Source organism: Mycobacterium sp. E183 (assembly GCF_001667735.1).
GTDB lineage: Bacteria > Actinomycetota > Actinomycetes > Mycobacteriales > Mycobacteriaceae > Mycobacterium.
Genome location: NZ_LZJN01000080.1, coordinates 35,959 through 57,983 on the forward strand (window position 1 = coordinate 35,959; position 22,025 = coordinate 57,983).

The 22,025-nt window shown below is 68.1% G+C and carries 26 protein-coding genes, 1 tRNA gene and 1 pseudogene; 19 read left to right on the top strand and 9 right to left on the bottom strand.

Annotation, left to right across the window (positions count from 1 at the left end):
• Positions 1-40 precede the first annotated feature (40 nt).
• Both A5691_RS07855 and A5691_RS07860 read left to right on the top strand, forming a co-directional pair.
• Complete coding sequence (locus tag A5691_RS07855; RefSeq protein WP_067756925.1) at positions 41-436, top strand: DUF4267 domain-containing protein; 396 nt, start codon at positions 41-43, stop codon at positions 434-436.
• Between the two features lie 58 nt (positions 437-494).
• Complete coding sequence (locus A5691_RS07860; RefSeq protein WP_067756922.1) at positions 495-1,322, top strand: LLM class F420-dependent oxidoreductase; 828 nt, start codon at positions 495-497, stop codon at positions 1,320-1,322.
• A gap of 2 nt (positions 1,323-1,324) precedes the next feature.
• Here the strand turns inward: A5691_RS07860 and A5691_RS07865 are convergent, their stop codons facing one another.
• Together A5691_RS07865 and A5691_RS07870 are read right to left on the bottom strand one after the other, a co-directional pair.
• Positions 1,325-2,767 (bottom strand): YdiU family protein, encoded by a 1,443-nt coding sequence (locus A5691_RS07865; protein ID WP_197499076.1) that lies wholly within the window; start codon positions 2,765-2,767, stop codon positions 1,325-1,327.
• 38 nt (positions 2,768-2,805) lie between these two features.
• Positions 2,806-3,375 carry a hemerythrin domain-containing protein gene (locus A5691_RS07870; protein ID WP_067756915.1) on the bottom strand — a complete coding sequence of 190 codons (570 nt, stop codon included), beginning with the start codon at positions 3,373-3,375 and terminating at the stop codon, positions 2,806-2,808.
• A gap of 320 nt (positions 3,376-3,695) precedes the next feature.
• Here A5691_RS07870 and A5691_RS07875 point away from each other — a divergent pair, with 320 nt between their 5' ends.
• The 3 genes from A5691_RS07875 to A5691_RS07885 all read left to right on the top strand — a co-directional run bounded on the left by A5691_RS07875 (position 3,696) and on the right by A5691_RS07885 (position 6,448).
• On the top strand, positions 3,696-4,658 hold the full coding sequence (locus A5691_RS07875; protein ID WP_067782486.1) for a hypothetical protein: 963 nt from the start codon (positions 3,696-3,698) through the stop codon (positions 4,656-4,658).
• Positions 4,659-4,809: 151 nt separating this feature from the next.
• Positions 4,810-5,733 carry a CoA ester lyase gene (locus A5691_RS07880; protein WP_067756909.1) on the top strand — a complete coding sequence of 308 codons (924 nt, stop codon included), beginning with the start codon at positions 4,810-4,812 and terminating at the stop codon, positions 5,731-5,733.
• A gap of 19 nt (positions 5,734-5,752) precedes the next feature.
• Complete coding sequence (locus tag A5691_RS07885; RefSeq protein WP_067756906.1) at positions 5,753-6,448, top strand: DsbA family protein; 696 nt, start codon at positions 5,753-5,755, stop codon at positions 6,446-6,448.
• A 7-nt stretch (positions 6,449-6,455) separates the two neighbouring features.
• On the opposite strand, the pseudogene A5691_RS07890 reads toward A5691_RS07885, so the two are convergent.
• A pseudogene (locus A5691_RS07890) lies at positions 6,456-7,729 on the bottom strand (DUF222 domain-containing protein).
• Between the two features lie 52 nt (positions 7,730-7,781).
• On the opposite strand from A5691_RS07890, the gene A5691_RS07895 reads away from it, so the two are divergent.
• The 3 genes from A5691_RS07895 to A5691_RS07905 are packed head-to-tail and all read left to right on the top strand — an operon-like array spanning position 7,782 to position 9,648.
• Positions 7,782-8,138 (top strand): DUF488 domain-containing protein, encoded by a 357-nt coding sequence (locus tag A5691_RS07895; protein ID WP_067891679.1) that lies wholly within the window; start codon positions 7,782-7,784, stop codon positions 8,136-8,138.
• Positions 8,139-8,158: 20 nt separating this feature from the next.
• Entirely contained in the window at positions 8,159-9,034 is an 876-nt protein-coding gene (locus tag A5691_RS07900; RefSeq protein WP_067785503.1) for an LLM class F420-dependent oxidoreductase, read from the top strand.
• On the top strand, positions 9,031-9,648 hold the full coding sequence (locus tag A5691_RS07905; RefSeq protein WP_082950198.1) for a GNAT family N-acetyltransferase: 618 nt from the start codon (positions 9,031-9,033) through the stop codon (positions 9,646-9,648). The genes A5691_RS07900 and A5691_RS07905 overlap by 4 nt, the downstream gene beginning before the upstream one ends.
• 1 nt (position 9,649) lies before the next feature.
• Here A5691_RS07905 and crcB (A5691_RS07910) read toward each other — a convergent pair whose 3' ends face one another.
• The gene (gene crcB / locus A5691_RS07910) at positions 9,650-10,033 is read right to left on the bottom strand and encodes a fluoride efflux transporter CrcB (RefSeq protein ID WP_067756893.1); all 384 of its coding nucleotides are present in this window, start codon (positions 10,031-10,033) and stop codon (positions 9,650-9,652) included.
• The gene (gene crcB / locus A5691_RS07915) at positions 10,030-10,425 is read right to left on the bottom strand and encodes a fluoride efflux transporter CrcB (protein WP_068015389.1); all 396 of its coding nucleotides are present in this window, start codon (positions 10,423-10,425) and stop codon (positions 10,030-10,032) included. Before crcB (A5691_RS07915) ends, crcB (A5691_RS07910) begins: the two co-directional genes overlap by 4 nt.
• A gap of 103 nt (positions 10,426-10,528) precedes the next feature.
• Here crcB (A5691_RS07915) and pgm point away from each other — a divergent pair, with 103 nt between their 5' ends.
• The 3 genes from pgm to A5691_RS07930 all read left to right on the top strand — a co-directional run bounded on the left by pgm (position 10,529) and on the right by A5691_RS07930 (position 13,506).
• Positions 10,529-12,157 carry a phosphoglucomutase (alpha-D-glucose-1,6-bisphosphate-dependent) gene (gene pgm, locus A5691_RS07920; RefSeq protein ID WP_068015392.1) on the top strand — a complete coding sequence of 543 codons (1,629 nt, stop codon included), beginning with the start codon at positions 10,529-10,531 and terminating at the stop codon, positions 12,155-12,157.
• Between the two features lie 71 nt (positions 12,158-12,228).
• A complete protein-coding gene (locus tag A5691_RS07925; protein WP_368664939.1) occupies positions 12,229-13,380 on the top strand; it encodes an MFS transporter in 1,152 nt (383 codons plus the stop codon).
• Positions 13,381-13,433: 53 nt separating this feature from the next.
• Positions 13,434-13,506: transfer RNA gene (locus tag A5691_RS07930), tRNA-Ala, on the top strand.
• 82 nt (positions 13,507-13,588) lie between these two features.
• Here the strand turns inward: A5691_RS07930 and A5691_RS07935 are convergent.
• Positions 13,589-14,071, bottom strand: a complete 483-nt coding sequence (locus A5691_RS07935) for a MarR family winged helix-turn-helix transcriptional regulator (RefSeq protein ID WP_067756884.1) — start codon at positions 14,069-14,071, stop codon at positions 13,589-13,591.
• 99 nt (positions 14,072-14,170) lie between these two features.
• Here A5691_RS07935 and A5691_RS07940 point away from each other — a divergent pair, with 99 nt between their 5' ends.
• Positions 14,171-14,794: an NADPH-dependent F420 reductase gene (locus A5691_RS07940; protein WP_068015395.1), complete on the top strand. Its 624-nt coding sequence runs from the start codon at positions 14,171-14,173 to the stop codon at positions 14,792-14,794.
• Between the two features lie 83 nt (positions 14,795-14,877).
• Complete coding sequence (locus tag A5691_RS07945; protein WP_067783962.1) at positions 14,878-15,777, top strand: TIGR03619 family F420-dependent LLM class oxidoreductase; 900 nt, start codon at positions 14,878-14,880, stop codon at positions 15,775-15,777.
• 37 nt (positions 15,778-15,814) lie between these two features.
• On the opposite strand, the gene A5691_RS07950 is transcribed toward A5691_RS07945, so the two are convergent.
• Positions 15,815-16,618, bottom strand: coding sequence for a DUF1906 domain-containing protein (locus A5691_RS07950; RefSeq protein WP_068015398.1), 804 nt, complete (start codon positions 16,616-16,618; stop codon positions 15,815-15,817).
• A 277-nt stretch (positions 16,619-16,895) separates the two neighbouring features.
• On the opposite strand from A5691_RS07950, the gene A5691_RS07955 reads away from it, so the two are divergent.
• The 3 genes from A5691_RS07955 to A5691_RS07965 are packed head-to-tail and all read left to right on the top strand — an operon-like array spanning position 16,896 to position 19,274.
• Positions 16,896-17,858: a metal-dependent hydrolase gene (locus tag A5691_RS07955; protein WP_067756872.1), complete on the top strand. Its 963-nt coding sequence runs from the start codon at positions 16,896-16,898 to the stop codon at positions 17,856-17,858.
• A complete protein-coding gene (locus tag A5691_RS07960; protein WP_067757081.1) occupies positions 17,858-18,046 on the top strand; it encodes a ferredoxin in 189 nt (62 codons plus the stop codon). Before A5691_RS07955 ends, A5691_RS07960 begins: the two co-directional genes overlap by 1 nt.
• Positions 18,047-18,050: 4 nt before the next feature.
• Positions 18,051-19,274, top strand: coding sequence for an NAD(P)/FAD-dependent oxidoreductase (locus A5691_RS07965; RefSeq protein WP_067756869.1), 1,224 nt, complete (start codon positions 18,051-18,053; stop codon positions 19,272-19,274).
• An 86-nt stretch (positions 19,275-19,360) separates the two neighbouring features.
• Here the strand turns inward: A5691_RS07965 and A5691_RS07970 are convergent, their stop codons facing one another.
• Positions 19,361-20,302 carry an NADP-dependent oxidoreductase gene (locus A5691_RS07970; RefSeq protein ID WP_068015405.1) on the bottom strand — a complete coding sequence of 314 codons (942 nt, stop codon included), beginning with the start codon at positions 20,300-20,302 and terminating at the stop codon, positions 19,361-19,363.
• 138 nt (positions 20,303-20,440) lie between these two features.
• Between A5691_RS07970 and A5691_RS07975 the strand changes: the two genes are divergently transcribed.
• Complete coding sequence (locus tag A5691_RS07975; RefSeq protein WP_067783968.1) at positions 20,441-20,938, top strand: MarR family winged helix-turn-helix transcriptional regulator; 498 nt, start codon at positions 20,441-20,443, stop codon at positions 20,936-20,938.
• 4 nt (positions 20,939-20,942) lie between these two features.
• On the opposite strand, the gene A5691_RS07980 is transcribed toward A5691_RS07975, so the two are convergent.
• Positions 20,943-21,272 (bottom strand): hypothetical protein, encoded by a 330-nt coding sequence (locus A5691_RS07980; RefSeq protein ID WP_156675528.1) that lies wholly within the window; start codon positions 21,270-21,272, stop codon positions 20,943-20,945.
• 225 nt (positions 21,273-21,497) lie between these two features.
• Between A5691_RS07980 and A5691_RS07985 the strand changes: the two genes are divergently transcribed.
• Positions 21,498-21,692 (top strand): long chain fatty acid-CoA synthetase Faa4p, encoded by a 195-nt coding sequence (locus A5691_RS07985; RefSeq protein ID WP_067757078.1) that lies wholly within the window; start codon positions 21,498-21,500, stop codon positions 21,690-21,692.
• A gap of 85 nt (positions 21,693-21,777) precedes the next feature.
• On the top strand, positions 21,778-22,023 hold the full coding sequence (locus tag A5691_RS07990; RefSeq protein ID WP_067783972.1) for a hypothetical protein: 246 nt from the start codon (positions 21,778-21,780) through the stop codon (positions 22,021-22,023).
• Positions 22,024-22,025: the final 2 nt, after the last annotated feature.

The window sequence follows — 22,025 nt, forward strand, 5'->3', positions numbered from 1 at the left end:
CCCGTGCGCGGAGGAGCGGTTTGCTCCTAGGCTGCCGGGCATGTCAATCGACCGAGCGGCACTTCTGGCGGGCAGTATCCGACTCACCTCCGGCGTCTGGTTCCTCGTCGACCCCTTGAGCGCGAACCGATTCTGGGGGGATCCGGAGGAACCGACGCCGACGGCGCGACTGTTGTTGCGGTCCATGGGATATCGCGACGCGTTGATCGGTGGGCTGCTCGCCGCGGCGGCGTTGCGCGGCAAGAACACCCGCGGCTGGTTCCTGGCGTCGGGCGGTGCCGACGCGGCGGACCTGCTCGGCGGCATGAGCGTCCACCAAGAGCTGAGACCGTCGCAACGAATCATCGGCCTGGGTGGCGCCGTCGTCGGCATCGGCGTGGGGCTGTGGGGCGCGACGCGCCGGACCACGCGGGGGAGCGAGGAACCGGCGCAGTGAGGCCCGGATCGCGGCCAGGTGGTCGCCGGAACAAGGTAGATGCGGTTGACTGGACGCCATGGGTTTAGGCGTACTGACATTCGTAACCGATGAGGGGATCGGCCCGGGGGAGCTGGGGCAGGCGCTGGAACAGCGTGGATTCGAGTCGCTGTTCCTCGCCGAGCACACCCACATTCCGGCGGGCGACGTCACGCCCTATCCGGCAGGCGGTCCTATCCCGCCGAAGTACTACCGCACCCTGGATCCGTTCGTCGCGTTGACCGCGGCGGCTGCCGCCACCGAGCGGCTGGTCCTGGGCACCGGGATCGCGCTGGTTCCCCAGCGCGATCCGATTCACTTGGCCAAAGAGGTGGCGTCGCTGGATCTGGTGTCGCGGGGCCGCTTCCGGTTCGGAGTGGGTGTGGGCTGGCTGCGCGAGGAAATCGCCAACCACGGGGTCGACCCGTCGGTTCGCGGACGGGTGGTCGACGAGCGGCTGGACGCGATGATCGAGATCTGGACGCACGAAAAGGCGGAATTCCACGGCAAATTCGTCGACTTCGGGCCCCTCTACAGTTGGCCCAAGCCGGCGCAGAAGCCCTATCCGCCGCTGTACTTCGGCGGCGGGCCCGCGGGCTTCAAACGCATCGCCCGGCTGCATGCCGGCTGGCTGTCGATGACACCGTCGGCTGACGTCTTGGCGCCCCAGTTGGAGCAGCTGCGCGGCGTGGCCGGTCCGGACGTTCCGGTGATCAGCTTCCATGGCGGCGCGCCGACGGCCGAAGAGCTCGAGGGCTACCGCGCTCTCGGGTTGCAGCACCTGCTGGTGGAACTGCCCACCGAGCCGCGCGACGAGACGCTGCGGCGCCTCGACGAGCTGCAGGCCGAGTCCGCCAAGTTGTCGTAAGGCTAAGTGCCGCAGAACGTTTGGTACTTGCCGAAGTCCTCCGGGGCCGGGCTGGCGAAGCGCTCCAGGCCCGGCCGTTCGCCATAGGGCGACGTCACCGCGGCGAGGAGTTGCTCGAGTGGGCCCAGATCACCCGCGGTCGCCGCGGTCAGAGCTTCCTCCACCAGGTGGTTGCGCGGAATGTAGACCGGGTTGACGCGGTCCATGACATCGGCGTCGGGGCCCAGCGCCTGCCAGCGCGAAAGCCACGCGTCGAAGCCGGCGAGGTCGACGAACACGCCCCGCGCGGGCTCTGCGTCGCCGCGCGCCGCCCGACCGAGCAGGCGGAAGAACGAGGTGTAGTCGACGTGGCTGTCCTTGAGCAGGGCGAGCAACTCGTCGACCAGGGCGGCCGAGGCGCCGTCCTCGGCGTCGGGCACACCGAGTTTGGCGCGCATCCCGGATGACCACACGGCGTCGTACTCGCGCTGGAAGACGCCGAACGACGTCTCCGCGAGCGCGACCGCCTGCTCGAGATCCTCGGAGAGCAGCGGAAGCAGCGTCTCGGCGAACCGGGCGAGGTTCCAGCCGGCGACGACGGGCTGGTTGGCGTAGGCGTAACGGCCCCAAAAGTCGATGGAGCTGAAGACCGTGTCGGGATCATAGGCCTCCATGAAGGCGCACGGCCCGTAGTCGATCGTCTCGCCGGAGATCGTCATGTTGTCGGTGTTCATCACCCCGTGGACGAACCCGATCAGCATCCACCGCGCGACGAGCGCCGCCTGAACGGCGACCACCCCCTCGAACAACGCGAGATAGGGCCGGTCGGCGCTCGCGGCGCTGGGATGGTGGCGGGCGATCGCGTGGTCGGCGAGGCGCCGCAGCAGGTCGATGTCGCCGGTGGAGGCGGCGAACTGGAAGCTGCCCACGCGCAGGTGGCTGCTGGCCACGCGGGTCAGCACCGCCCCGGGGAGTTCGGCCTCGCGCAGGACCGGACGGCCGGTGCCGACGACGGCCAACGATCGCGTGGTCGGCACCCCGAGCGCATGCATCGCCTCGCTGACGATGTACTCGCGCAGCATGGGCCCCACGGCCGCCAGGCCGTCGCCGCCGCGCGCGAACGGTGTCGGCCCGGAGCCCTTCAGGTGGATGTCGCGCAGGCGTCCGTCGCCGTCGGCGAGCTCGCCGAGCAGCAGGGCGCGACCATCACCGAGGCGGGGGACGAAGCCCCCGAACTGATGCCCGGCGTAGGCCTGGGCCACTGGAACGGCGTCGCTGGGGAGCAGGTCGCCCACCAGGAAGCGCAACCCGTCCGGGCTTCGCAGCCAGTCGGCGTCCAGGCTTAGTTCCTCCGCGAGCCGCTCGTTGAGGGCGAGCAACCGCGGCTCGGCCGGCGGCTCCGCCTGCCACCGGACGGCCATCTCCGGCAATGCGCGGAAGAACCGGTCCTGCAGGGCGACCGTCATATCCGGGGCGACACTCACCTCAACGAGCCTACGGCGAATTACGAGCCGAGGGCCTGGCCGATGAGGTCGCGGGCGCGGTCGAGCATCGACGCGAACGGTCCGAGGGCGAAGTTCATCTTCGCCGACTCCACGCCGGGGTGCGGGTGCGTCGGCGCGATGGCCTGAGCCGCGCGCACCGCCACCCCCATCCGCTTGAGGTCGGTTTCGTCAACTTCCTTCTGCAGCACGGGGAACTCCTCGCTTTCCTCGTGCTGCGCGTGGTCCAGCACGGCCTCGCGAAGTTTTTTCAACTCGTCGATGAACTGCTGGGAGGTGACGTCGAGGTCTTCGATGCTCGAAAGCAACTCCTTGGCCTGGTGTTCCTCCGTGAGTCGAGCGTCGACGATCGCGTCGCCGGCGTCGGACTCCCGGCGCACGCGCGGGTGCACGACCATTTCCTCGGCTGTCTCGTGCACGGCCAGCAGTTGACGCAGCGTCGCGAACGGCTTTTCCCGTGCCTGGGGATCGGATGCGTGCAGCACCTCGTCGAACAGGTCCTCGATGAGGTTGTGCTGCGCCTTCAGGAATGCGACGACTTCCTCGGGCGACTGGACAATCATGTCGGCCATCGCCGATACCTCCAGTGTTTCTGCGAATTCGGTTGCGCACTGTGGGCTGTGTGCGCCTTCGCCACGCATACCCGCTGCGTAGGGGGCTAAACGGGCCCTGTGTGCCCCGCCAGCAGGTCGGCCGCCGTCTCTCCAAAGATCTGAGTAGGCAACAACTTTCGTTTGCCGGCCGGGCCGACCACGACGATACGTGGCCGGGCGCGAAAGCGATCTGCGTCACACGCCGGATTGGATGTTATCTGCCGAGGGTCGAACGGGTAGCCGCTAGAAAGGCGCTTTCGTGCCGATCCACACAATCAACGCAGGAGGCGAATTTTTCGATGACTTCATCGGACAAGACGACGGTGCTGGCGCAGTTGCGTGCGCTTCACCAGCTGACCAACACCGAGATCCAGGTCGCGGAAACCCGCATCGCGCAGGCACGTACCGAGGCCGTTCAGCGTGAGCTCACGCAGAACGCGTCCAACGCCCGCGAGCGGTCCGAGGCGATCGAGAAGGCGATCCGTGGGCTCGGCGGTGTCCCCGACATCGTCGGGCCGTTCCTGGGCCGGGCCGCGGCCGCGGTCAAGGCGCTGACCGAGCAGGCCCAGCCGTTCGACGAGGCGCTCCTGGGCGACCTCGCGCTGGAAGATCAGTTGCTGGACCGGTCCCGCTACCTGAAGGCCCTGGCCGTCGCGGCCGAGCTTCCCGAGGTCGAGAGCCTGGCAACGCGGCTGATCACGGCGCATTCGGCGACCGTGGACTGGCTGACCACCGTGCTGGCCGAAGACGCCCTCGGCGGCCCGGCCGCGCTGCGCCGCACGCCGCTGCAGGCCGCGGCCGGAACCGCGGTGAAGTTGGTCAACCTGCCGGTCGAATGGTCGGTCCGGGGCGTCGACAGGGCCGCGGACGCGCTGCGCTCGGCCCGGCCGACGTTCAACGAGCTGGTGAGCCGGGGTGCGCACGCCGGTGACGTGGCAACCCGCGCGCTCACCGCGTCGCGCAACGCCGCGCTCGAGGCGGCCGAGAAGGTCACCCGCAGCGAAGGTGCCCGGCAGACGGCCGACGCCCTGCATGCGGCACGCGCCGCTGTGGGGGTCCTCGACGCCGACGAGCTGCCCATCGCCAACTACGACGAGCTGAACGTCAGCGAGGCCGTCGCCGAGGTGAAGGAGCTTGCGAATCCGAGCGACGTGCGGGCCATCATCGCCTACGAAGAGGCGAACAAGAATCGCCAGCGGGTCGTGTCGGCCGCCCAGACGCGTGTCGCCGCGATCGCGCAGGAGGTTGTCGGCATCAACTAGCCGAGCATTCAAAGCCAGGCCGCCCGGGCGAGGGGTTCCTCCGCCCGGGCGGCCCAGCCATTTCTGTGCCCGGGGGGCATACCCGACCGCCCGTTGGGGGACATCGCTACGGTTAAGGCACCAGTCCGATATCGATAACCCCGAGAGACGAATGTACGACCAGGTCAACAGCAGCGCGACGGAGCCCGACGACGTCATTGGCTACCGCATCGATCCCGTTTTGGCCCGGAGCTGGCTCTTGGTCAACGGCGCGCACGCTGACCGGTTCCAATCCGCGGCGCACTCCCGGGCCGACATCGTCGTGCTCGACATCGAGGACGCCGTCGCCCCCAAAGACAAGCACGCCGCCCGCGACAACGTGGTGAGCTGGCTGGGCGCCGGCAACACCGATTGGGTCCGCGTCAACGGTTTCGGCACCCCGTGGTGGGCGGACGACCTCGCCGCGCTGTCCGGCACACCGGTGGGCGGGGTGATGCTGGCGATGGTCGAATCGGTGGACCACGTCACCGAGACGGCGCAACGGCTGCCCAACGTGCCGATCGTGGCGCTAGTGGAAACGGCCCGCGGCCTGGAGCGCATCACCGAGATCGCCGCGGCTAAGGGCACCTTCCGGCTCGCCTTCGGCATCGGCGACTTCCGCCGCGACACCGGCTTCGGAGAAGACCCCAGCACGCTGGCCTACGCCCGGTCCCGGTTCACCATCGCCGCCAAGGCGGCGAGTCTGCCCAGCGCCATCGACGGGCCCACGATCGGCTCGAATGCCCTGAAGTTGATCGAGGCCACCGCCGTCTCCGTGGAATTCGGGATGACGGGCAAGATCTGCCTCACCCCGGACCAATGCGGCGTGGTGAACGAGGGTCTGTCGCCATCACAGGACGAAATTTCTTGGGCGAAAGAGTTTTTCGCCGAGTTCGAACGCGACGGGGGAGAGATCCGCAACGGGTCCGACCTGCCGCGGATTGCCAGGGCCACGAAGATCCTCGAGCTGGCCCGCGCCTACGACATAGAATCGTCGGACTTCGACGACGAAGAACGGGATCATTCCCCCGCGCCGTCGGACACCTATCACTACTGAGCGACAAAGCGGGTCCGAGATGAGCGTCGTGGTGGATTTTCATTTCGATCCGATGTGCCCGTTCGCCTATCAGACCTCGCTGTGGATCCGCGACGTTCGCGAGCAACTCGGCATCACCGTCGACTGGCGATTTTTCAGCCTCGAGGAGATCAACCGGTCCGAGGGCCAGAAGCACCCCTGGGAGCGGGAGTGGTCCTACGGGTGGTCGTTGATGCGGATCGGCGCGCTGCTGCGCCGAACGGACATGGCGCTGCTGGACCGGTGGTACGCCGCCATCGGACGCGAACTGCACACGCTGGGCGGCAAACCGCACGACCCCGCGGTTGCGCGCCGCCTGCTGGGCGAGATCGGCGCCGAACCGTCGCTCCTCGATGCGGCGCTCGACGACCCGACCACCCACGACGAGATCCACCACGACCACCACCGGGTCGTCGACGCGGGCGGCTACGGGGTGCCGACACTGTTTTTGTCGGGGCAGTGCCTGTTCGGTCCGGTACTGGTGGACCCGCCGACCGGGCCCGAGGCCCTGACGCTGTGGAACGTCGTCACCGGGATGGCCGAATTGCCCCACGTGTACGAGTTGCAACGGCCCAAGACACCGGCCGACGCCGAGTTGATCGGCCGCGCGCTGCGCCCCTACCTGGACGGACGCGACTGGGTCAGCATCAACCGCGGCGAGGTCGTCGACGTGGAGCGCCTCACCGGCCAATCCTGAACAGTGCCTAGGCCGCATGGCGCGCGATGGAGACCCCGATGCGGAATTCCACCTCGCTGACCGTGATCACGGGCGCTCGCGGCGGGGCCGTCGATCGGTAGCTCTTTCCGGTGGGAGTGGTGAATTGCGCGGTGTGAGTGTGGTTTTCGTCGACGGCGGCGCTCACCCGCCACCCCGCGGCTTCCTTGGTGTAGTTGCAGCCCTCGCATAGGCCCAGACCATTGTCCGCGGTGGTGGGACCGCCGTCGGCCCACGGCTGCGCGTGGTCGCGGTGCCTGACGGGCGCGTCGCAATACGGGGTGCGGCAACGTTGGTCGCGCAATTCGATGAACGCGGCCAGCGCGCGCGGAAAGATCCGTGCCCGCGACTCCATCGCCACCAGCGCCCCGGCCCGGGGTGCGCGTAGAGCCTGCGGAGCGTCGCGCGCGAGCGCCGGTCGGTGACGGCGCTGCTGACCATCGCGCGCGCCACCGCCGCGGGGATCGGGCCGTAGCCGCAGATGTCCGCCGGCGCGTTGGCGCCCCCAAGCAGCGTGTCGTCGGAGAGCACCAGGTTGACGGCGACCGGGGTGGGGGCCGCCGCGCTGCGGCCGGTGACCCGTTCCACCAAGGTGTCGGCCATCAGCTGCCCGCGTGAGCGGCCGTCGCCGCGGGTGTCCGCCTCGCGGCGGAGCGCCGCGTACACCGAAACGCCCTGGGCCACCGGCAATAACGCGGTGAGATACGTCATCGTGTCGGGCGCGGGCCGGATGGTCACCGTGCGCTCCCGCTCTGCCCTGGCCGCCCGGTCGACGACGGCATGCGGGTCAAGGCGATAGGCGATCGCCTTGGCGGCCGCGGCCACCCGCGCGTCGCCCATGCCGTCCAGGTTCGCCTGCTCGGCGCACAGTTCCGCGTCCAACGCGCGGCGATCCTCGACGTCGAGGCAGGCGCTCTCGCGCACGATCAGCGTCGCCCGCCACTCCGACAGCACCCCGCGCTCCAGCGCCGCCAACGTGTGCGGCATCTCGTGCACGAGGGCTTTGGCGAAGCCCAGGTGCCGGCAGCCCCGAGCCGGGGCATCGCGGCGCGCCAGCGCGACCTCGGTGGCCATGCCCCGGCCGCGCCGCGCCGCGGATACGCCGGCAGCCGCCTCGGCAGCTCGACGCGCCGCGTCCAGCGCGGCCGTCGCGCGGGCCTGCCCGGCGGCGGCCGCCGACTTGGCCGCCTCCAGCTCCGCGATGCGCTCGATCAGCGCCGATTCGTCGGCCGACGGGTCGATGACCGCCAATTCTTCGAACATACGTGCGATGCTAACCGGAACCACCGACAGGCCCGCCGCTACGCTGGCGGGTGTGAGCGGCCAGAGCCGGATCAGGGTGGCGCGGGTCTACGACGACGTCGGCCCCGACGACGGCCAGCGCGTGCTCATCGACCGCATGTGGCCGCGAGGAGTGCGCAAGGGCGACCCGAGGGTGGGGATCTGGTCCAAGGACGTCGCGCCGTCCAAGGACCTCCGCGAGTGGTATCACCACCGGTCAGAACACTTCGACGAATTCGCCAAGCGCTACGAGGCGGAACTCGACGACAACCCGGCGCTCGACGAGCTGCGCGAGCTGGCCCGGCGCGGCGTCGTCACCCTGGTCACCGCGACCCGCGACCCCGACATCAGCCATGCCGCCGTCCTCGCGGAGCTGCTGAAAAGCCACTGAGCGCGTGAGACGATCGTGCGATGCGGCTGGGATTGCACGCCCTGGGGATCGGCGCCGGCGCCGATCGCGCCGTGATCGATGCCGTCGCGTCGACCGCGGACGACTGCGGCTTCGCCACGCTGTGGGCCGGCGAACACGTCGTCATGGTCGACCGACCGGCCTCCCGCTATCCCTACTCCGAAGACGGCGTCATCGCCGTTCCCGCACAAGCGGATTGGCTTGACCCGATGATCGCACTGAGCTTCGCCGCGGCGGCGTCGTCCCGGATCGGGCTGGCGACGGGCGTGCTCCTGTTGCCCGAGCACAATCCGGTGGTGGTGGCCAAGCAGGCCGCCAGCCTGGACCGGCTCGGCGGCGGGCGGCTGACCCTGGGGATCGGCGTCGGCTGGTCGAGGGAGGAGTTCGCCGCGCTTTCGGTGCCGTTCGCCCGTCGGGCCGAGCGCACCGCCGAATACGTTGCCGCGATGCGCGCGGTGTGGCGCGACGACATCGCCTCGTTCGACGGCGATTTCGTCAGCTTCGACTCGATTCGGGTCAACCCCAAGCCGGTGCGCGACCGCCACATCCCGATAGTGGTTGGCGGCAATAGTGATTCGGCGCTGCGGCGGGCGGCGACGTGGGCTGACGGTTGGTACGGCTTCAACCTCGACGGCGTCGAAGCCGTGCACGACCGGCTCGCCGAATTGGAGCGGCTATGCGCCGAGGCGGGGCGTGATCGTGGGCAGTTGCGGCTCTCGGTGGCGTTGCGCGATCCGGGCGTCGGTGATGTCGGCGCCCTCGCCGATCTGGGCATCGACGAATTGGTTCTGGTCGCGGCGCCGCCCGAGCGGCCCGCTGCGGCCGCCGAATGGGTTTCGGCCCTGGCCGAACGGTGGATGGCAGGGGCGCCCGCGTGAGCGAGGACGACCCGATACTGCCGCGGGAGTTGACCGAGATCCCCGATGAGGTCCGCGCCGTCCCGCCCCCGCCCATACCGGCGTTGCCCGAGCCGTACGGGTTGCGTCTGGCCGATCCGGACGCCGACGCGGAGATGGTCGCCGAGTGGATGAATCGGCCGCACCTGGCCGAAGCGTGGGAGTCCGCCTGGCCGGTGACCCGCTGGCACCGCTACCTGAGGGCGCAACTCGAAGGCGGGTTCTCCCGGCCCTTCATCGCCACGCTGTACGCGATGCCTCGTGCCTACATCGAATTGTACCGGGCGGCAAAGGATTCCATTGCTGACCGCTATGACTACGATCCCCACGATCTGGGCCTGCACGTCGCGGTCGCCGATCTGGACTACATCAAGCGGGGCCACGTCAGTTACCTGCTGCCCTACCTGGTGGGCAGCATCCTGGGCCTCGATCCGCAATGCCGGCGCATCATGTTCGATCCGGATCACCGCAACGTCCTGGCGCGCACGTTCTGCGAACGGGGCGGCTGCGTCTTCCTCGGTGAGCACGACATGTCGAACCGGCGGATGGCGCTTTACGCGCTGCCCCGCACGCCCGACGACGTGCCCGGCGGCTGACTCAGAGCTGCTCGGCGATGCGCTGCGCCAAGAACGCGGCCGCCTCGCCGAGCGCGACGCTGACGACGATGTTGGCGATTGCCGCGCGCACCTGGCGCTCCTCGCCGAGCCGTTGAGTTTCCAGCATCCAGGTGGAAAAAGTGGTGTAGGCGCCTACGAACGCGGTGCCGGCCAGCAGGGCCGCTTCCTTGCTCAGCACCAGGCCCCCGAGAAAGCCCAAGAGCGCTGCGCCGCTGACGTTTACGGCCAACGTGCCGAACGGAAAGGACCGGGCCACCCGGCGGCCCACCGCGCGGTCGACGACGAAGCGCAGCACCGAGCCGACGCCGCCGATCAGCGCGACACCGACCCACACCGCGACCGTCGTGACCGCGCCGGCCGTCATCCGCGGACCCGGACCCGGCGCACCAATTTGGTGGCCAGGTGTACGGCCAGCAGTCCCAACACGACGCTGGTGGCGGTGTAGCCGGCGGCCAATGCCCAGTGGCCGTGCTCGACCATCCTGAGCGTCTCGACCTGCATCGTCGAGAACGTCGTGAGCCCACCGCACAACCCGGTGCCGAGCAGGGGACGCCGATAACTCGACAACGGCAACCGTTCGAGCAACCGGGTGGTGAAGTACCCGACCAGGAAGGCGCCGACGATGTTCACCGTGAAGGTCGGCCACGGCCACCTCGCCGGGTCGCCCGCGGCGAGGACGCCCAGGGCGGCGCGGGCCAGCGAGCCCAGCGCCCCGCCGGCGAAGACCGCGGCCAGTTCGCGATAGTCGTGCGCCACGTGATCCCTTTCCCCTGTGCAGGATTTACGGGTGGGTGAATCCGGGACGTCAGAAAAGTACCTGACAGGTCGGCGACGTGCGCCGCGGGCAGAATTGGTAACCATGGCCCACCCTCGCGCCGGTCAGCCGGCCCAGCCCGAAGACCTCGTCGACCTGCCGCACCTGGTGACGGCCTACTACTCGGTTCAGCCCGACCCCGACGACGTCGCACAGCAGGTGGTGTTCGGCACGTCGGGCCATCGCGGCTCCGCGCTCAACGGGGCGTTCAATGAGGCCCACATCGTCGCGATCACCCAGGCCATCGTCGAGTACCGCGCCGCACATGGCACCACGGGCCCGCTCTTCATCGGCCGGGACACGCATGGCCTTTCCGAGCCGGCATGGGTCTCGGCGCTGGAGGTGCTGGCCGCCAATGATGTAGTGGCCGTCGTCGACAATGCCGACCGCTACACGCCGACACCGGCGGTCAGCCACGCGATCCTCAACTACAACCGCGGCCGCACCGACGCGCTGGCCGACGGCATCGTCGTGACGCCGTCGCACAACCCGCCTCCCGACGGCGGCTTCAAGTACAACCCGCCCAACGGCGGGCCCGCGGACACCGACGCTACGAACGCAATCGCCAAGCGCGCCAACGAAATTCTCCGCGACGGCGCCCGGGTGAAGCGAGTGCCGTTCGCGCGAGCGCTGGATGCCGTCCAGCGTTATGACTATCTCGGCACCTACGTCGACGACCTGCCGAACGTGGTCGACATCGACGCGATCCGCGCGGCGGGGGTGCGGATCGGTGCGGACCCGCTCGGCGGGGCGAGCGTGGACTACTGGGGCGAGATCGCGCAGCGGCATGGGTTGGACCTGACCGTGGTCAACCCGCTCGTCGACGCGACATGGCGGTTCATGACGCTCGACCACGACGGCAAGATCCGGATGGACTGCAGCTCACCGGACGCGATGGCCTCGTTGATTGCCAACCGCGATAGCTATCAGATCGCCACCGGCAACGACGCGGACTCCGACCGGCATGGCATCGTCACGCCCGACGGTGGGCTGCTCAACCCCAACCACTATCTGGCGGTCGCCATCGATTACCTGTACACCAACCGGCCGTCGTGGCCGGACGGCATCGCCGTCGGCAAGACCGCCGTCAGCTCGTCCATCATCGACCGGGTGGTCGCCGGCATCGGCCGCAAGCTCCTCGAGGTCCCGGTCGGCTTCAAGTGGTTCGTCGACGGCCTGATCGGCGGCACCATCGGGTTCGGCGGCGAGGAATCCGCGGGCGCGTCGTTCCTGCGGCGCGACGGCTCGGTGTGGACCACCGACAAGGACGGCATCATCCTGGCGCTGCTGGCCTCCGAGATCCTGGCCGTCACCGGATTGACCCCGTCGCAGCGCTATCAGGAGCTGACCGCCGAGTACGGGACGCCGTTCTACGCCAGAGTCGACGCGCCTGCCGATCGCGACCAGAAAGCGCGGCTTTCCAAGCTCTCACCCGAGCAGGTGACCGCCACCGAATTGGCCGGCGAGCCGATCACCGCGAAACTCACCACCGCGCCCGGCAACGGCGCGCCGTTGGGCGGATTAAAGGTGACGACCGCCAACGCGTGGTTTGCTGCGCGGCCGTCGGGCACCGAAGACGTCTACAAGATTTATGCCGAGTCTTTCAACGGACCCGAGCATTTGGTGGAGGTGCAGGAAACCGCGCGCGAGGTAGTTAATAAAGTCATTGGGTGACTTGTTCCCTCCGACTTGCCCGCCCGGGGGGACGCGGCTCTTCTGCTGCGCGGCTTCCGCGCGAAGTGTGGATCCTCAGCTGGGCCAACATCATGGTGGCACTGGGCTACGGCGTCATTTCGCCGGCAATGCCCGCCTTCGCCCGCACCTTCGGGGTCAGCATCGAGGCGGTGACTTTCTTGGTCACCGTCTTCTCGTTGACCCGACTGTGTTTCGCACCGATAAGCGGACTGTTGGCGCAACGGTTGGGTGAACGGCGGATCTACATCGGTGGTTTGCTGATCGTGGGGTTGGCCACTGCCGCGTGCGCGTTCTCGCGGGCGTACTGGCAACTCCTGTTTTTTCGCGCCCTCAGCGGCTTGGGTTCGACGCTGTTTTACGTCGCGGCCTTGGGGTTGATGATCCACATCAGCCCGCCCGACGCCCGCGGGCGAATCGCGGGCATTTTTACCAGTTCGTTCATGATCGGCGCGGTCGGTGGGCCGGCGGTCGGCGCCCTGGCGGCGGGCTGGGGGCTGACGGCTCCCTTCATCGTCTACGGTGCCGCAATGCTGGTGGTGGCCGTGGTGCTGTTCTATGGCTTGCGTAATTCGACGCTGGCCGCACCTTTGCCGCCGACACGATCGACGGTGACGATCCGAGAAGCGTTGGGGTTCCGCGCGTATCGGTCGGCGCTGTTGTCCAATTTTGCGATGGGCTGGTCGGCTTTTGGGCTGCGCGTCGCGCTGGTCCCGCTGTTCATTTCCGACGTCATGGGCCGCAGCGTCGGGGTCATCGGCGTGGTGCTGGCGGCGTTCGCGGCCGGCAATGCGGTGGCCGTCATTCCCAGTGGCTACTTGTCCGACCGGATGGGGCGGCGCACGTTGTTGATTGTCGGTCTGGCGGCGTCCGGTGCGGCCACCGCCGGGCTGGGCGTCGTGACGTCGCTGCCCGCGTTCATGGTCGTGGGGTTTGTGTCCGGCGTGACGACGGGGATCTTCATGTCTCCTATGCAGGCCGCCGTCGCCGACATCCTCGGCAGGGAGGCTCGCGCGGGCACGCCGGTGGCCGCGGTGCAGATGGCGTCGGATCTGGGCGCGATCGTCGGCTCGATAGCGGTCGGCTGGGTCGCCGAGCGGCTGAGCTACGGCTGGGCGTTCGCGATCAGTGGGGTTGTTCTGTTGGTCGCCGCCGTCGCCTGGGTGCCCGCGCCCGAGACGCGGACGGCGCTCGAGCCCGCCTGACCAGCAGCTTTGAACGTCGGTGGCCAGTGGTGTAGCTTCGATTGGCACGACTTGGGGCTATGGCGCAGCTGGTAGCGCACCACACTGGCAGTGTGGGGGTCAGGGGTTCGAGTCCCCTTAGCTCCACAGATATTCACGGGTCCGCGATTCGTCGCGGGAGGTTCGACCACCGCGTTACGTGCCCGGCATCACCTCAGGGCTGACGAGGCTATGCGGGCTCGTCGTCGGCCGCGGAGTCTTCGTCTTTGGCCAAGTGGCGCAGGACCCGTTCGTTCAGGGCGGCGAGCATCTCGAGCTCGGCCGGGGTAAGCAGGTCGATGAAGTTCCGGCGGACGTCCTCCACGTGCCCGGGCGCCGCCTTCTCGATGGCGGCGCGGCCGGCAGGCAGCAGGCAGACCATGGTGCTGCGGGCGTCGTCGGGGTTGGGCTCGCGACAGATCAGCCCGTCCTTCTGCATGCGCCGCACCTGATGTGAGACACGGCTCTTCTCCCAACCCAGTGCATTGCACAGGTCGCGGGCGGGCATGCGGTCCCCGTCGTGGCCGGAAAGCACCGCCAGGATCTCGTAGTCGGCCCCGGACAGTCCCGATTTCTGCAGGCCCCGGTTCAGGTGCACGTCGAGCTGATGGTGCGCGTGCTGGAAGGCCCGCCAGGCGCGGTCTTCCCTAGGGTTCAGCCAGTTCGGTTCCATTGGCCCCCATGCTACCGGTAAGTGGTTGACGTGTCATCAAAATCCCCATAAGGTGGACGCATCAACCATTCCGACCACTAGTTCAGGACAGGACATCTCATGAGCAGCATCAGCATCATCGGGACCGGGAACATGGCTCGTACCATTGGCGCGCTGGCCGTAGCGGGCGGCAACGCCGTCGAGATCATCGGCCGCGATCAGTCCAAGGCCGCCGACCTGGCCAAGAGCCTCGGCGGCAGCGCGACGACGGGGGATTTCGGCGCCGTCCCGGCCGGGGACATCGTCATCGTTTCCGTGTTGTACGCCGATGTCGTTCCGGTTGTCGCCCAGTACGGAGACGCCCTCGCGGGCAAGGTCATCGTCGACATCAGCAACCCCTTCAATGCCGCGGCCGACGGGCTGGCCATCCCCGATGACACCTCGATCGCGCAGGAAGTCGCCAAGACGGCCCCGGCCAGCGCCAGCGTGGTGAAGGCCTTCAACACCATCTTTGGCGCTGTCCTGGCGCAGGGCCGGCCGCTCGACGTCTTCATCGCCGGCGACGACGCGCGGGCCAAGGCGGCCGTGGAGGAGTTCATCAAAAGCCTCGAGCTGCGCCCGCTCGACGTCGGCGGCTTGAACATGGCGCACTGGCTGGAAGGAACGGGCCTGGTCGTGATGGGCCTCGCCCGCCACGGGGTGGGGAATTTCGACTTCGCCCTCGGCGCCACCGTTGCCGGCTGAGCCGCCCGGCCCAGGAGTGAACGAGCAAAGGGCGCCCGCGCCCCCAAAGTAATGGTTGATTTATCACCGAAGGGATTCGAGCGATGAACCTTGGCTTCGCACTTCCCATCGTCGGGCCCGCCGTCCGCGGCGCCGCTGGTCTCGGCGCGTTCTGCCGCGGGCTCGAGGACCTCGGCTACGACACACTGTGGGTCGGCGATCGCCTGGTCACGCCGGTCGACATGCACAGCACCTATCCGGGCAAAGAGCAGCCGTACCCGCCGCAGATGACCCGCTACCTCGACCCGGTGCTGCTCTGGACCGTCGCCGCGACCGCGACCAACAGGGTGCGGCTCAACGCCAGCACGCTCAGCACGTTCTACTACGAGCCGGTGCACCTGGCCCGTCTGCTGACCACGCTCGACGTGCTCAGCGACGGCCGCCTGGACGTTGGCGTGGGAATCGGATGGATGAAGGACGAACACGACATCGCCCGCGGCGCGGACTGGAGCCGGCGCGGGAGGATGCTCGATGACCTGCTGGCGTTCCTGCACGAGTGGTGGACGACCAACCCGGTTTCTTGGGAGAGCGAGTTCTTCTCCCTGCCGCCGGTTCATGCCGACCTGCGCCCGGTCCAGGCCGGCGGTCCGCCCATCTGGATCGGCGGTGCCAGCGAGGCGGCGATGCGCCGGGTCGGCCGCAGCGGCACCGGCTGGCTCGGGGTCGAGGGGCTGCAGGACGAGGTCACCGACCACTTGTGGTCGATTGCGCGCCGGGCGGCAAAGGACGCCGGCCGCGATCCGGACGCGCTGAAGACGGCCATGCGGATCAACCTCGACCCGGGCACGTCAGTTGACTCCGTCACCGACAAGCTCGAGCGCCTCGCCCAGTCCGGTGCCGACGAGGCGATCGTGGATGCCTTCGCATTGTTCCCCACCCTTGACCAGATGCTGGACTTCGCCGGCCAGGTGATCGCCCGGTGGCGTGAGTGTGGGAAAGAGTGACGGCGGTGATAATGGGCGGATCAAGCGGGATGCGGCCTCACCGGTGCAGGTTCCATTGACCGCAATCCGCGGCGAGGACGTCGTTGACGTCGACCTGGAGGCCCCCGACTTCCGGACCTGGATTCGACGGCGTACTCACCACGCGTTGATAGAGGACGGCGGCAGGGTCGACCTGGCCCCGGGACCAGGCCTTGGTTTGCCAGGCCCAGCGGTGGCCGGGGGTGCGCGAATTGCCGATGACGCCGTCGGCCGCGGCCCACTGGCACACATCGATACCGCCGTAGACGCCGGTGCGCTGCACTCCCAATACCGAATTGATTCCGCGAAACCACTTGAGCGCCAAATTGTTCCAGGTGTCGTGGTTTATGTCTTCGTCGACGCTGAAGAAGATCGGCGCACTCTGACCGCCACCCGCCGCGGTATGCAAATCCCACGCGGTGCGAGCATCGGCAACGCCGCCCTCGAACCCGCGCCTGAAGTCCGACGGTGCCGTCCCGCCCGGCTTGCCGTATTGGTAATTGCTCACGATCATCAGCCCGGCGGCGGTCAGCTGCTCGGCGTAGGGCCGTGTGATCGGCTTGGCGCCCATGGTCGAGCCGGGACGCGATAGCGAAACGTAGTTGATGACGCCGGAGTAGCCGGCGGCCCGAATGTGGTCCGCCGGGATTTGGCGCATGGCGAAGTCGATCAATCTGGGAGGGACGGCCGCTGCGGCAGGGCGGGCCACACTCGTCGATGCCGCATACAGCGCCGGTAGTACCGCCAGGGGAATGGCGTAGCGCAATAAATCGCGCCGGGGAATGGGGCGCGACGGCCGCACATTCGCCGACAAATCCTGCATCGCGTGATGTTAAATTTGTGACTTTTGTCAACATAAGTGGCGCGTACTAGTCGATATCCAATCGGTTTCTGCGCTTCACCGTGTCGAGTCAATGTCGGAAGCGCCGGCGACGAGCGACCCCGTCCTATCTGCGCCGATTACGCGCCGCTCGGGGACATCCGTGCCTCGGTAGGCAACTCTCAGAAACCTCGTACCGCCGGTACGCATAACCGGCGGCAGGCGTGGGTACGCGGCCGAGTGAACGGCTGTTCGCAGACAATCCGGGAGGGAGCTTTCGATGCCCGAGGTCCAACTTCACCACGACGGCCATCCCATGTACCGCCGGATGGTTCGCTTCGACTGGTCGGAGACGCCACTGCACTGGGTGCCCGACGACCCGTTCTCGACACACATGATCAATGTCTTGCACCTCCTGCTGCCCGAGGGCGAGCGCCACTTCATCAAGGCCGTTCTCGAAGCGTCGTCGCTGGTCGACGATCCGGAGTTGGAGGCGGCGATCAAACCGTTCATCCAGCAGGAGTCCTGGCATGCGTGGGCCCACCAGGTGGTGCTCGACCACCTCGCCGAGCAGGGGATCGACACCAAGCCGTATACCGATCGGCTCGGGAGGCTGTTGTCGATGACGCTGGGCGACCCGCCCAAGTGGTTTCCGCCGGCCATGAAGCGGTGGTGGCTCTATCGGCGCCTGGCCGACGTAGCCGCGCTTGAGCACTACACGGCGATGTTGGGCCAGTGGGTGCTGACTAACCGAGGTCTGGACTACGCGAAGGCCGACCCCATGATGCTCGACCTGTTGCGCTGGCACGGGGCCGAGGAGGTCGAGCACCGCGCGCTGGTGTACGACGTCTTCCAGCACGTCAGCGGCAACTACTGGATCAGGGCGTTCTCGATGTTCTTCACCACGCCGCTGTTCATCGCCTGGTGGGTCGCGGGAGCGCGCTACCTGATGGCCCAAGACCCGACCATCGACCAAAAGTGGCGTTGGCGGGATTGGCTATCGGCCGCTCGCGAGTACAAGCTTCCGGGCCCGTGGAAGCTGATGGTGACGACGCCGGTCCGGTATCTGCGGCCCAGCCACCACCCGAACGACGAAGGGTCCACACAGATGGCGATCGACTACCTGGCGTACTCGCCGGTGGCGAAGGCCGCCAAGGAGCGGGCGCGATCCCAAGGGAAGTCGCCGGATCAAACCCAAGGGATCGAGACTTCCGGCAACGGAGCACGAAAGGCGAAGGTGTGATGAAGGTTTCGGTAGATCTTGATACCTGCGACGGCAACGGCGTGTGCATGAGCATCTGCCACGAGGTGTTCGACGTGCGCGAGGACGGTCTGCACGTACTGCAGGAGGAGGCACCAGAGGCGCTGCGCCAGCAGTTGATTGGCGCCCAGGTGTCGTGTCCCACCCAAGCGATCACGGTGAAGGACTGAAGCGATGCCGGGTCGCCAGCAGAGAAACCTGAAAGAGGTCGTCGTCGTCGGTGCCGGCGTGGCGGGCACCCGCGCGGCAGAGACGCTGCGGCAGGAGGGCTTTGACGGCGCACTCACCATCGTCGGCGCCGAGCGGCACGCCCCGTACCATCGCCCGCCGCTGTCGAAGAAGTTCCTCACCGGCACGGTGCACCGGGCCGGCGTCGACTTGGCGCCGCAATTCGACACCGAAGCGCGCGTCTTGCGTGGCGCATCGGCTCTCAAGCTGGACATGTCCTCGCGCACCATCCACGTGCGCGATGCCGACCAGGAGTTCGGCTTGCCGTTCGACGGGCTGGTGATCGCCAGCGGCGCGGTGCCACGCGAATGGCCGGGCGGCCCGGTTCCCGACGGGGTGCTGATGCTGCGAACGGTCGAGGACTGCCTGGCCATCCGGGATCGGCTGGGTTCGCGACCGCGGGTGGTGGTCGTCGGCGGCGGGTTCATCGGCGCCGAGGTCGCCGCGAGTTGCCGGTCAATGGGGTTGGACGTGGTGCTGGTCGAAAAGGCGGCCAGCCCATTGCTTTCCGCGTTGGGCACGGAGCTGGCGTCGCGCTGGGCCGACCTGCATCGCCAACATGGCGTGGATCTGCGGGTGGGCGTGGGCGTCGACGGATTCGTGGGCAACGGCCGGGTAGAAGGTGTTCGCCTCACCGACGGCTCGCAGGTTCCGGCCGATCTCGTCATCGTCGGACTCGGGGTCACCCCCGCCACCGAATGGCTGGACGGCTCCGGCTTGCGTGTCGACGACGGCGTGATCTGCGACGCCTGCGGTGTCGCGGAGGGCGGCACCGCGGACGTCCCGGTTGTCGCGGCCGGCGACGTCGCGCGCTGGTGGCACCCGCTGTACGAGCGGCACCTGCGTACCGAGCACTGGGACGACGCGGGCCGTCAGGGTGCGGCCGCCGCCCGGGCCCTGATGGCGGGGCCGCGGGGCGCGGAGCCCTACGACGAGGTGCCGTACTTCTGGTCGGATCAATACGACGTCAAGCTGCAGATGCTGGGCGTGCCAACCGACTACGACTCCGTCGAGATCGTCGAAGGCGATCCGGGCGCCTGGGAGTTCGTCGCGGCGTACGGGCGCGGTGGTCGTACCATCGCCGCGCTCGGGACGATGCCGGGCCGGGTGTCCGCCTACCGCGAAGCCATCGAGACGCAAGCCGCGTTTCCACCGAGCCGGGCGGCATAGCAAGACGGACGATAGCGCCCAGACTCAAGGCGTGTCCCGCCGGCGGATTGCCGGCGGGACACGCCTTCAACTGAATCGACCGAATCTCATTGGCCGGGAATCAGAATCGTCTTCCCGGGCAGCCGATTGGCGTCGGAGTCATCGTGCACGGCGGCAGCGTCGGTCAGCGGTCGGCGGTCGGCGACGTCGATCACCAGGTTTCCGGCGTCGACCAGGTTGACGAGTTCGGCCAGCTGCGCGGCGTCGCTGCGGACGAACACCCGCTGCGCGCGCACCCGCCTAGCCGCGTCCTCCTCGCCGGACGTCATGGTGCCCAGGTAAAACCCGCCGTCGGCGACCAGGCCGACCAGGGCCGCAGTCTGCTCCGGTGCGGTGCTGACCAGGTTCAGCACCACGTCGAACGGCTGCCCGGCGACGTGCGGCGGGGTGTTCGCGTAGTCGATGTAGTCGATGATCCGGTCGGCCCCGTGGTGGCGCAGCCGGGAAGCGCTGCGCGCGGACGCGGTCGCGGTGACGACGGCTCCGACCTGCTTGGCGAGCTGGACCGCGTAGCCGCCGACCGCTCCGCCCGCGCCGTTGATCAAAATGGACTGCCCGGACCTGAGTTCGGCGATCTCGGACAACGCCTGCCATGCCGTCAGTCCGACCGTCGGCAGCGCCGCGGCATCGGCGAGCGGCACCGACTTTGGCGCTGCGGTCAGCACCGCGGCCGGGGCGAGCGCGTACTCTGCGGCGGCGCCGGGGGCGTCCAAAGGCAGCAACCCGACGACGGCGTCACCAACGTTCCACCCCGTCACCCCGTCACCGAGCTCGGCGACGGTTCCGGCGACGTCGATGCCCGGCGTGTGGGGGAAGGAGATCGCGTATACCTCGGACAGGTAGCCGCCCCGGATCCCGGCGTCGACCGGGTTGAACGAGGTTGCGGCCACCTTCACCAGCACTTCGCCGGGGCCGGGCACCGGCCGCCGAACCTCTTCGTACCGCAGAACGTCACTGCCGCCGTAACGGTGGTACTGCACAGCCTTCATGGTCTTCTCCGTTTCACCTAGGTGCTTCGATCTCGAAGCAGTTGCACTACGCATAACTTGCTTCGAGATCGAAGCGATTCCGGAGTTCCGGGTGACGATCACCACATTGCTTCGAGCTCGAAGCATTACGATCAAGGCATGGCACAAGCCCTCAAGCCTCAGCAGATGCGCGCCTACTTCGCCCTGATGGAGGCGGTCAGCCTGCTGCAGTACGCCGTGCAGCGACAGCTACGGGCCGAGGGCGACCTCAGCTACGTGCAGTTCGAGATTTTGGCGAAGCTTGCCGACGCCCAGCGCCGGTTGACCATGACCGAACTGGCCGACGGCGTGGTCTACAGCCGCAGCGGCCTCACCCATCAGGCGGGTCTGCTGGAACAGGCGGGCCTCATCGCCCGCGAAGCCAGCGTCGACGACCAGCGCGCCACGGTCGTCGGCATCACCGAAGCGGGCCATGCGCGGCTTGCCAAAGTGCTGCCGGGCCACATCGAGGTTGTCCGCGACCTGCTGTTCGATGCGCTTTCCGGCGAGGACGTGCGGGCGCTCGGCGACATCATGGGTCGCGCCCGCGATCACATGCGGGCCCGACCCGCGCGCTCGGCCGCTTCGCGCACACGCCGCGCCACGGCAGCGCAATGAGGTGTCAACCCACTTTCGTCCACGGCGTGCAGCCGTGCGTGATGAACTTCGCCACCGCGGGAGCCGAGAGATTCGCCGTGACCGGGGTCGTTTGAATCCCGCTGTCGGAGTTGATCAGTCTCCCGTCGCGGGTCCACGTGGTGAAGACGCAGGCCGCTCGGTAGTCGCCCGGTTCGGCGTGGGCGACGTAGGTGCCGTAGGGGAGTTGGGCGGGCACCGCGTAGGAGCCGGGTCCGTATCCGCCATCCGCGCACGCCACCGGGGCGGCAGGACAGCCGATGGCCAACGCGGACAGCAAACTCGCCGCGAACGCGGGCGCGTGGACCAGTCGCATGAACACAAACATTAAGTCCCGGCGACGACTTGGTGGAGAGTGCGCATCAGGTGCATGCCAGTTTGACTGGCCGATTAGGTTTTCGTCTGAATGCGCATTACTCTTTCCCGCGGTTCTGATTGCGACTCTCCGAAAGCAGCCATGCCCATTCAGCCCACCCTGCTGCGCCGACAATCGCTGCGCAGCACCCGCTCGTCGCGGGTCGTGCCTCGCGTGAAATGCCCCATGGTCGGCCAGTGCTTCGATATCGAGATCACTCGCGATGCCGACGGATGGATGATCCGCGTTCCCGAGATCGGCAGGGTCACCCGCACCGTCCGCCGGGACATGGTGGAGCCGGCCGCACGCGAATGCATCGCCACCTGGACCGGCATCCCCATCGGGTATGTCGCCGTGTATGTCGTGAGCGAGAACGTCTGACACCCACGCCTTCGGGCCCGCTTAGTGGCCAAGGTGTGTCTCGCGCGTGACCTCGGCGCGACGATGACGCGAAACGCTCATCATCATGACGATGCTGGCGGCCGTCGCGGCCCTGGCGATGGCAATGGGCGTTGGCTATTACTTCGGCCGGCGCGCGGAACCGGCGCGGCCAAGCTGGAAGAGGCGCACGAGCCGGGTAGCCCTCGGGCGCCTCGCGATCAGCCTGCTCGTCTTGTTGACCGCTCGCCGCGCCATGACCATGTGGGGACCGAGGTTCGTTGCCCCGCTGGGGCTGCTGCGCGGTAGCGTTGCGCGGATCCGTTCTTACTGACC

Excerpts from the sequence above, each read along its gene's own strand:
- A5691_RS07855 (WP_067756925.1), top strand. The coding sequence starts at position 41 with ATGTCAATCGACCGAGCGGCACTTCTGGCGGGCAGTATCCGACTCACC.
- A5691_RS07860 (WP_067756922.1), top strand. The coding sequence starts at position 495 with ATGGGTTTAGGCGTACTGACATTCGTAACCGATGAGGGGATCGGCCCG.
- A5691_RS07865 (WP_197499076.1), bottom strand. The coding sequence starts at position 2,767 with ATGACGGTCGCCCTGCAGGACCGGTTCTTCCGCGCATTGCCGGAGATG.
- A5691_RS07870 (WP_067756915.1), bottom strand. The coding sequence starts at position 3,375 with ATGGCCGACATGATTGTCCAGTCGCCCGAGGAAGTCGTCGCATTCCTG.
- A5691_RS07875 (WP_067782486.1), top strand. The coding sequence starts at position 3,696 with ATGACTTCATCGGACAAGACGACGGTGCTGGCGCAGTTGCGTGCGCTT.
- A5691_RS07880 (WP_067756909.1), top strand. The coding sequence starts at position 4,810 with ATGTACGACCAGGTCAACAGCAGCGCGACGGAGCCCGACGACGTCATT.
- A5691_RS07885 (WP_067756906.1), top strand. The coding sequence starts at position 5,753 with ATGAGCGTCGTGGTGGATTTTCATTTCGATCCGATGTGCCCGTTCGCC.
- A5691_RS07900 (WP_067785503.1), top strand. The coding sequence starts at position 8,159 with ATGCGGCTGGGATTGCACGCCCTGGGGATCGGCGCCGGCGCCGATCGC.
- crcB (WP_067756893.1), bottom strand. The coding sequence starts at position 10,033 with ATGACGGCCGGCGCGGTCACGACGGTCGCGGTGTGGGTCGGTGTCGCG.
- pgm (WP_068015392.1), top strand. The coding sequence starts at position 10,529 with ATGGCCCACCCTCGCGCCGGTCAGCCGGCCCAGCCCGAAGACCTCGTC.
- A5691_RS07935 (WP_067756884.1), bottom strand. The coding sequence starts at position 14,071 with ATGGAACCGAACTGGCTGAACCCTAGGGAAGACCGCGCCTGGCGGGCC.
- A5691_RS07940 (WP_068015395.1), top strand. The coding sequence starts at position 14,171 with ATGAGCAGCATCAGCATCATCGGGACCGGGAACATGGCTCGTACCATT.
- A5691_RS07945 (WP_067783962.1), top strand. The coding sequence starts at position 14,878 with ATGAACCTTGGCTTCGCACTTCCCATCGTCGGGCCCGCCGTCCGCGGC.
- A5691_RS07950 (WP_068015398.1), bottom strand. The coding sequence starts at position 16,618 with ATGCAGGATTTGTCGGCGAATGTGCGGCCGTCGCGCCCCATTCCCCGG.
- A5691_RS07955 (WP_067756872.1), top strand. The coding sequence starts at position 16,896 with ATGCCCGAGGTCCAACTTCACCACGACGGCCATCCCATGTACCGCCGG.
- A5691_RS07960 (WP_067757081.1), top strand. The coding sequence starts at position 17,858 with ATGAAGGTTTCGGTAGATCTTGATACCTGCGACGGCAACGGCGTGTGC.
- A5691_RS07965 (WP_067756869.1), top strand. The coding sequence starts at position 18,051 with ATGCCGGGTCGCCAGCAGAGAAACCTGAAAGAGGTCGTCGTCGTCGGT.
- A5691_RS07970 (WP_068015405.1), bottom strand. The coding sequence starts at position 20,302 with ATGAAGGCTGTGCAGTACCACCGTTACGGCGGCAGTGACGTTCTGCGG.
- A5691_RS07975 (WP_067783968.1), top strand. The coding sequence starts at position 20,441 with ATGGCACAAGCCCTCAAGCCTCAGCAGATGCGCGCCTACTTCGCCCTG.
- A5691_RS07980 (WP_156675528.1), bottom strand. The coding sequence starts at position 21,272 with ATGCGACTGGTCCACGCGCCCGCGTTCGCGGCGAGTTTGCTGTCCGCG.
- A5691_RS07985 (WP_067757078.1), top strand. The coding sequence starts at position 21,498 with ATGGTCGGCCAGTGCTTCGATATCGAGATCACTCGCGATGCCGACGGA.
- A5691_RS07990 (WP_067783972.1), top strand. The coding sequence starts at position 21,778 with ATGACGATGCTGGCGGCCGTCGCGGCCCTGGCGATGGCAATGGGCGTT.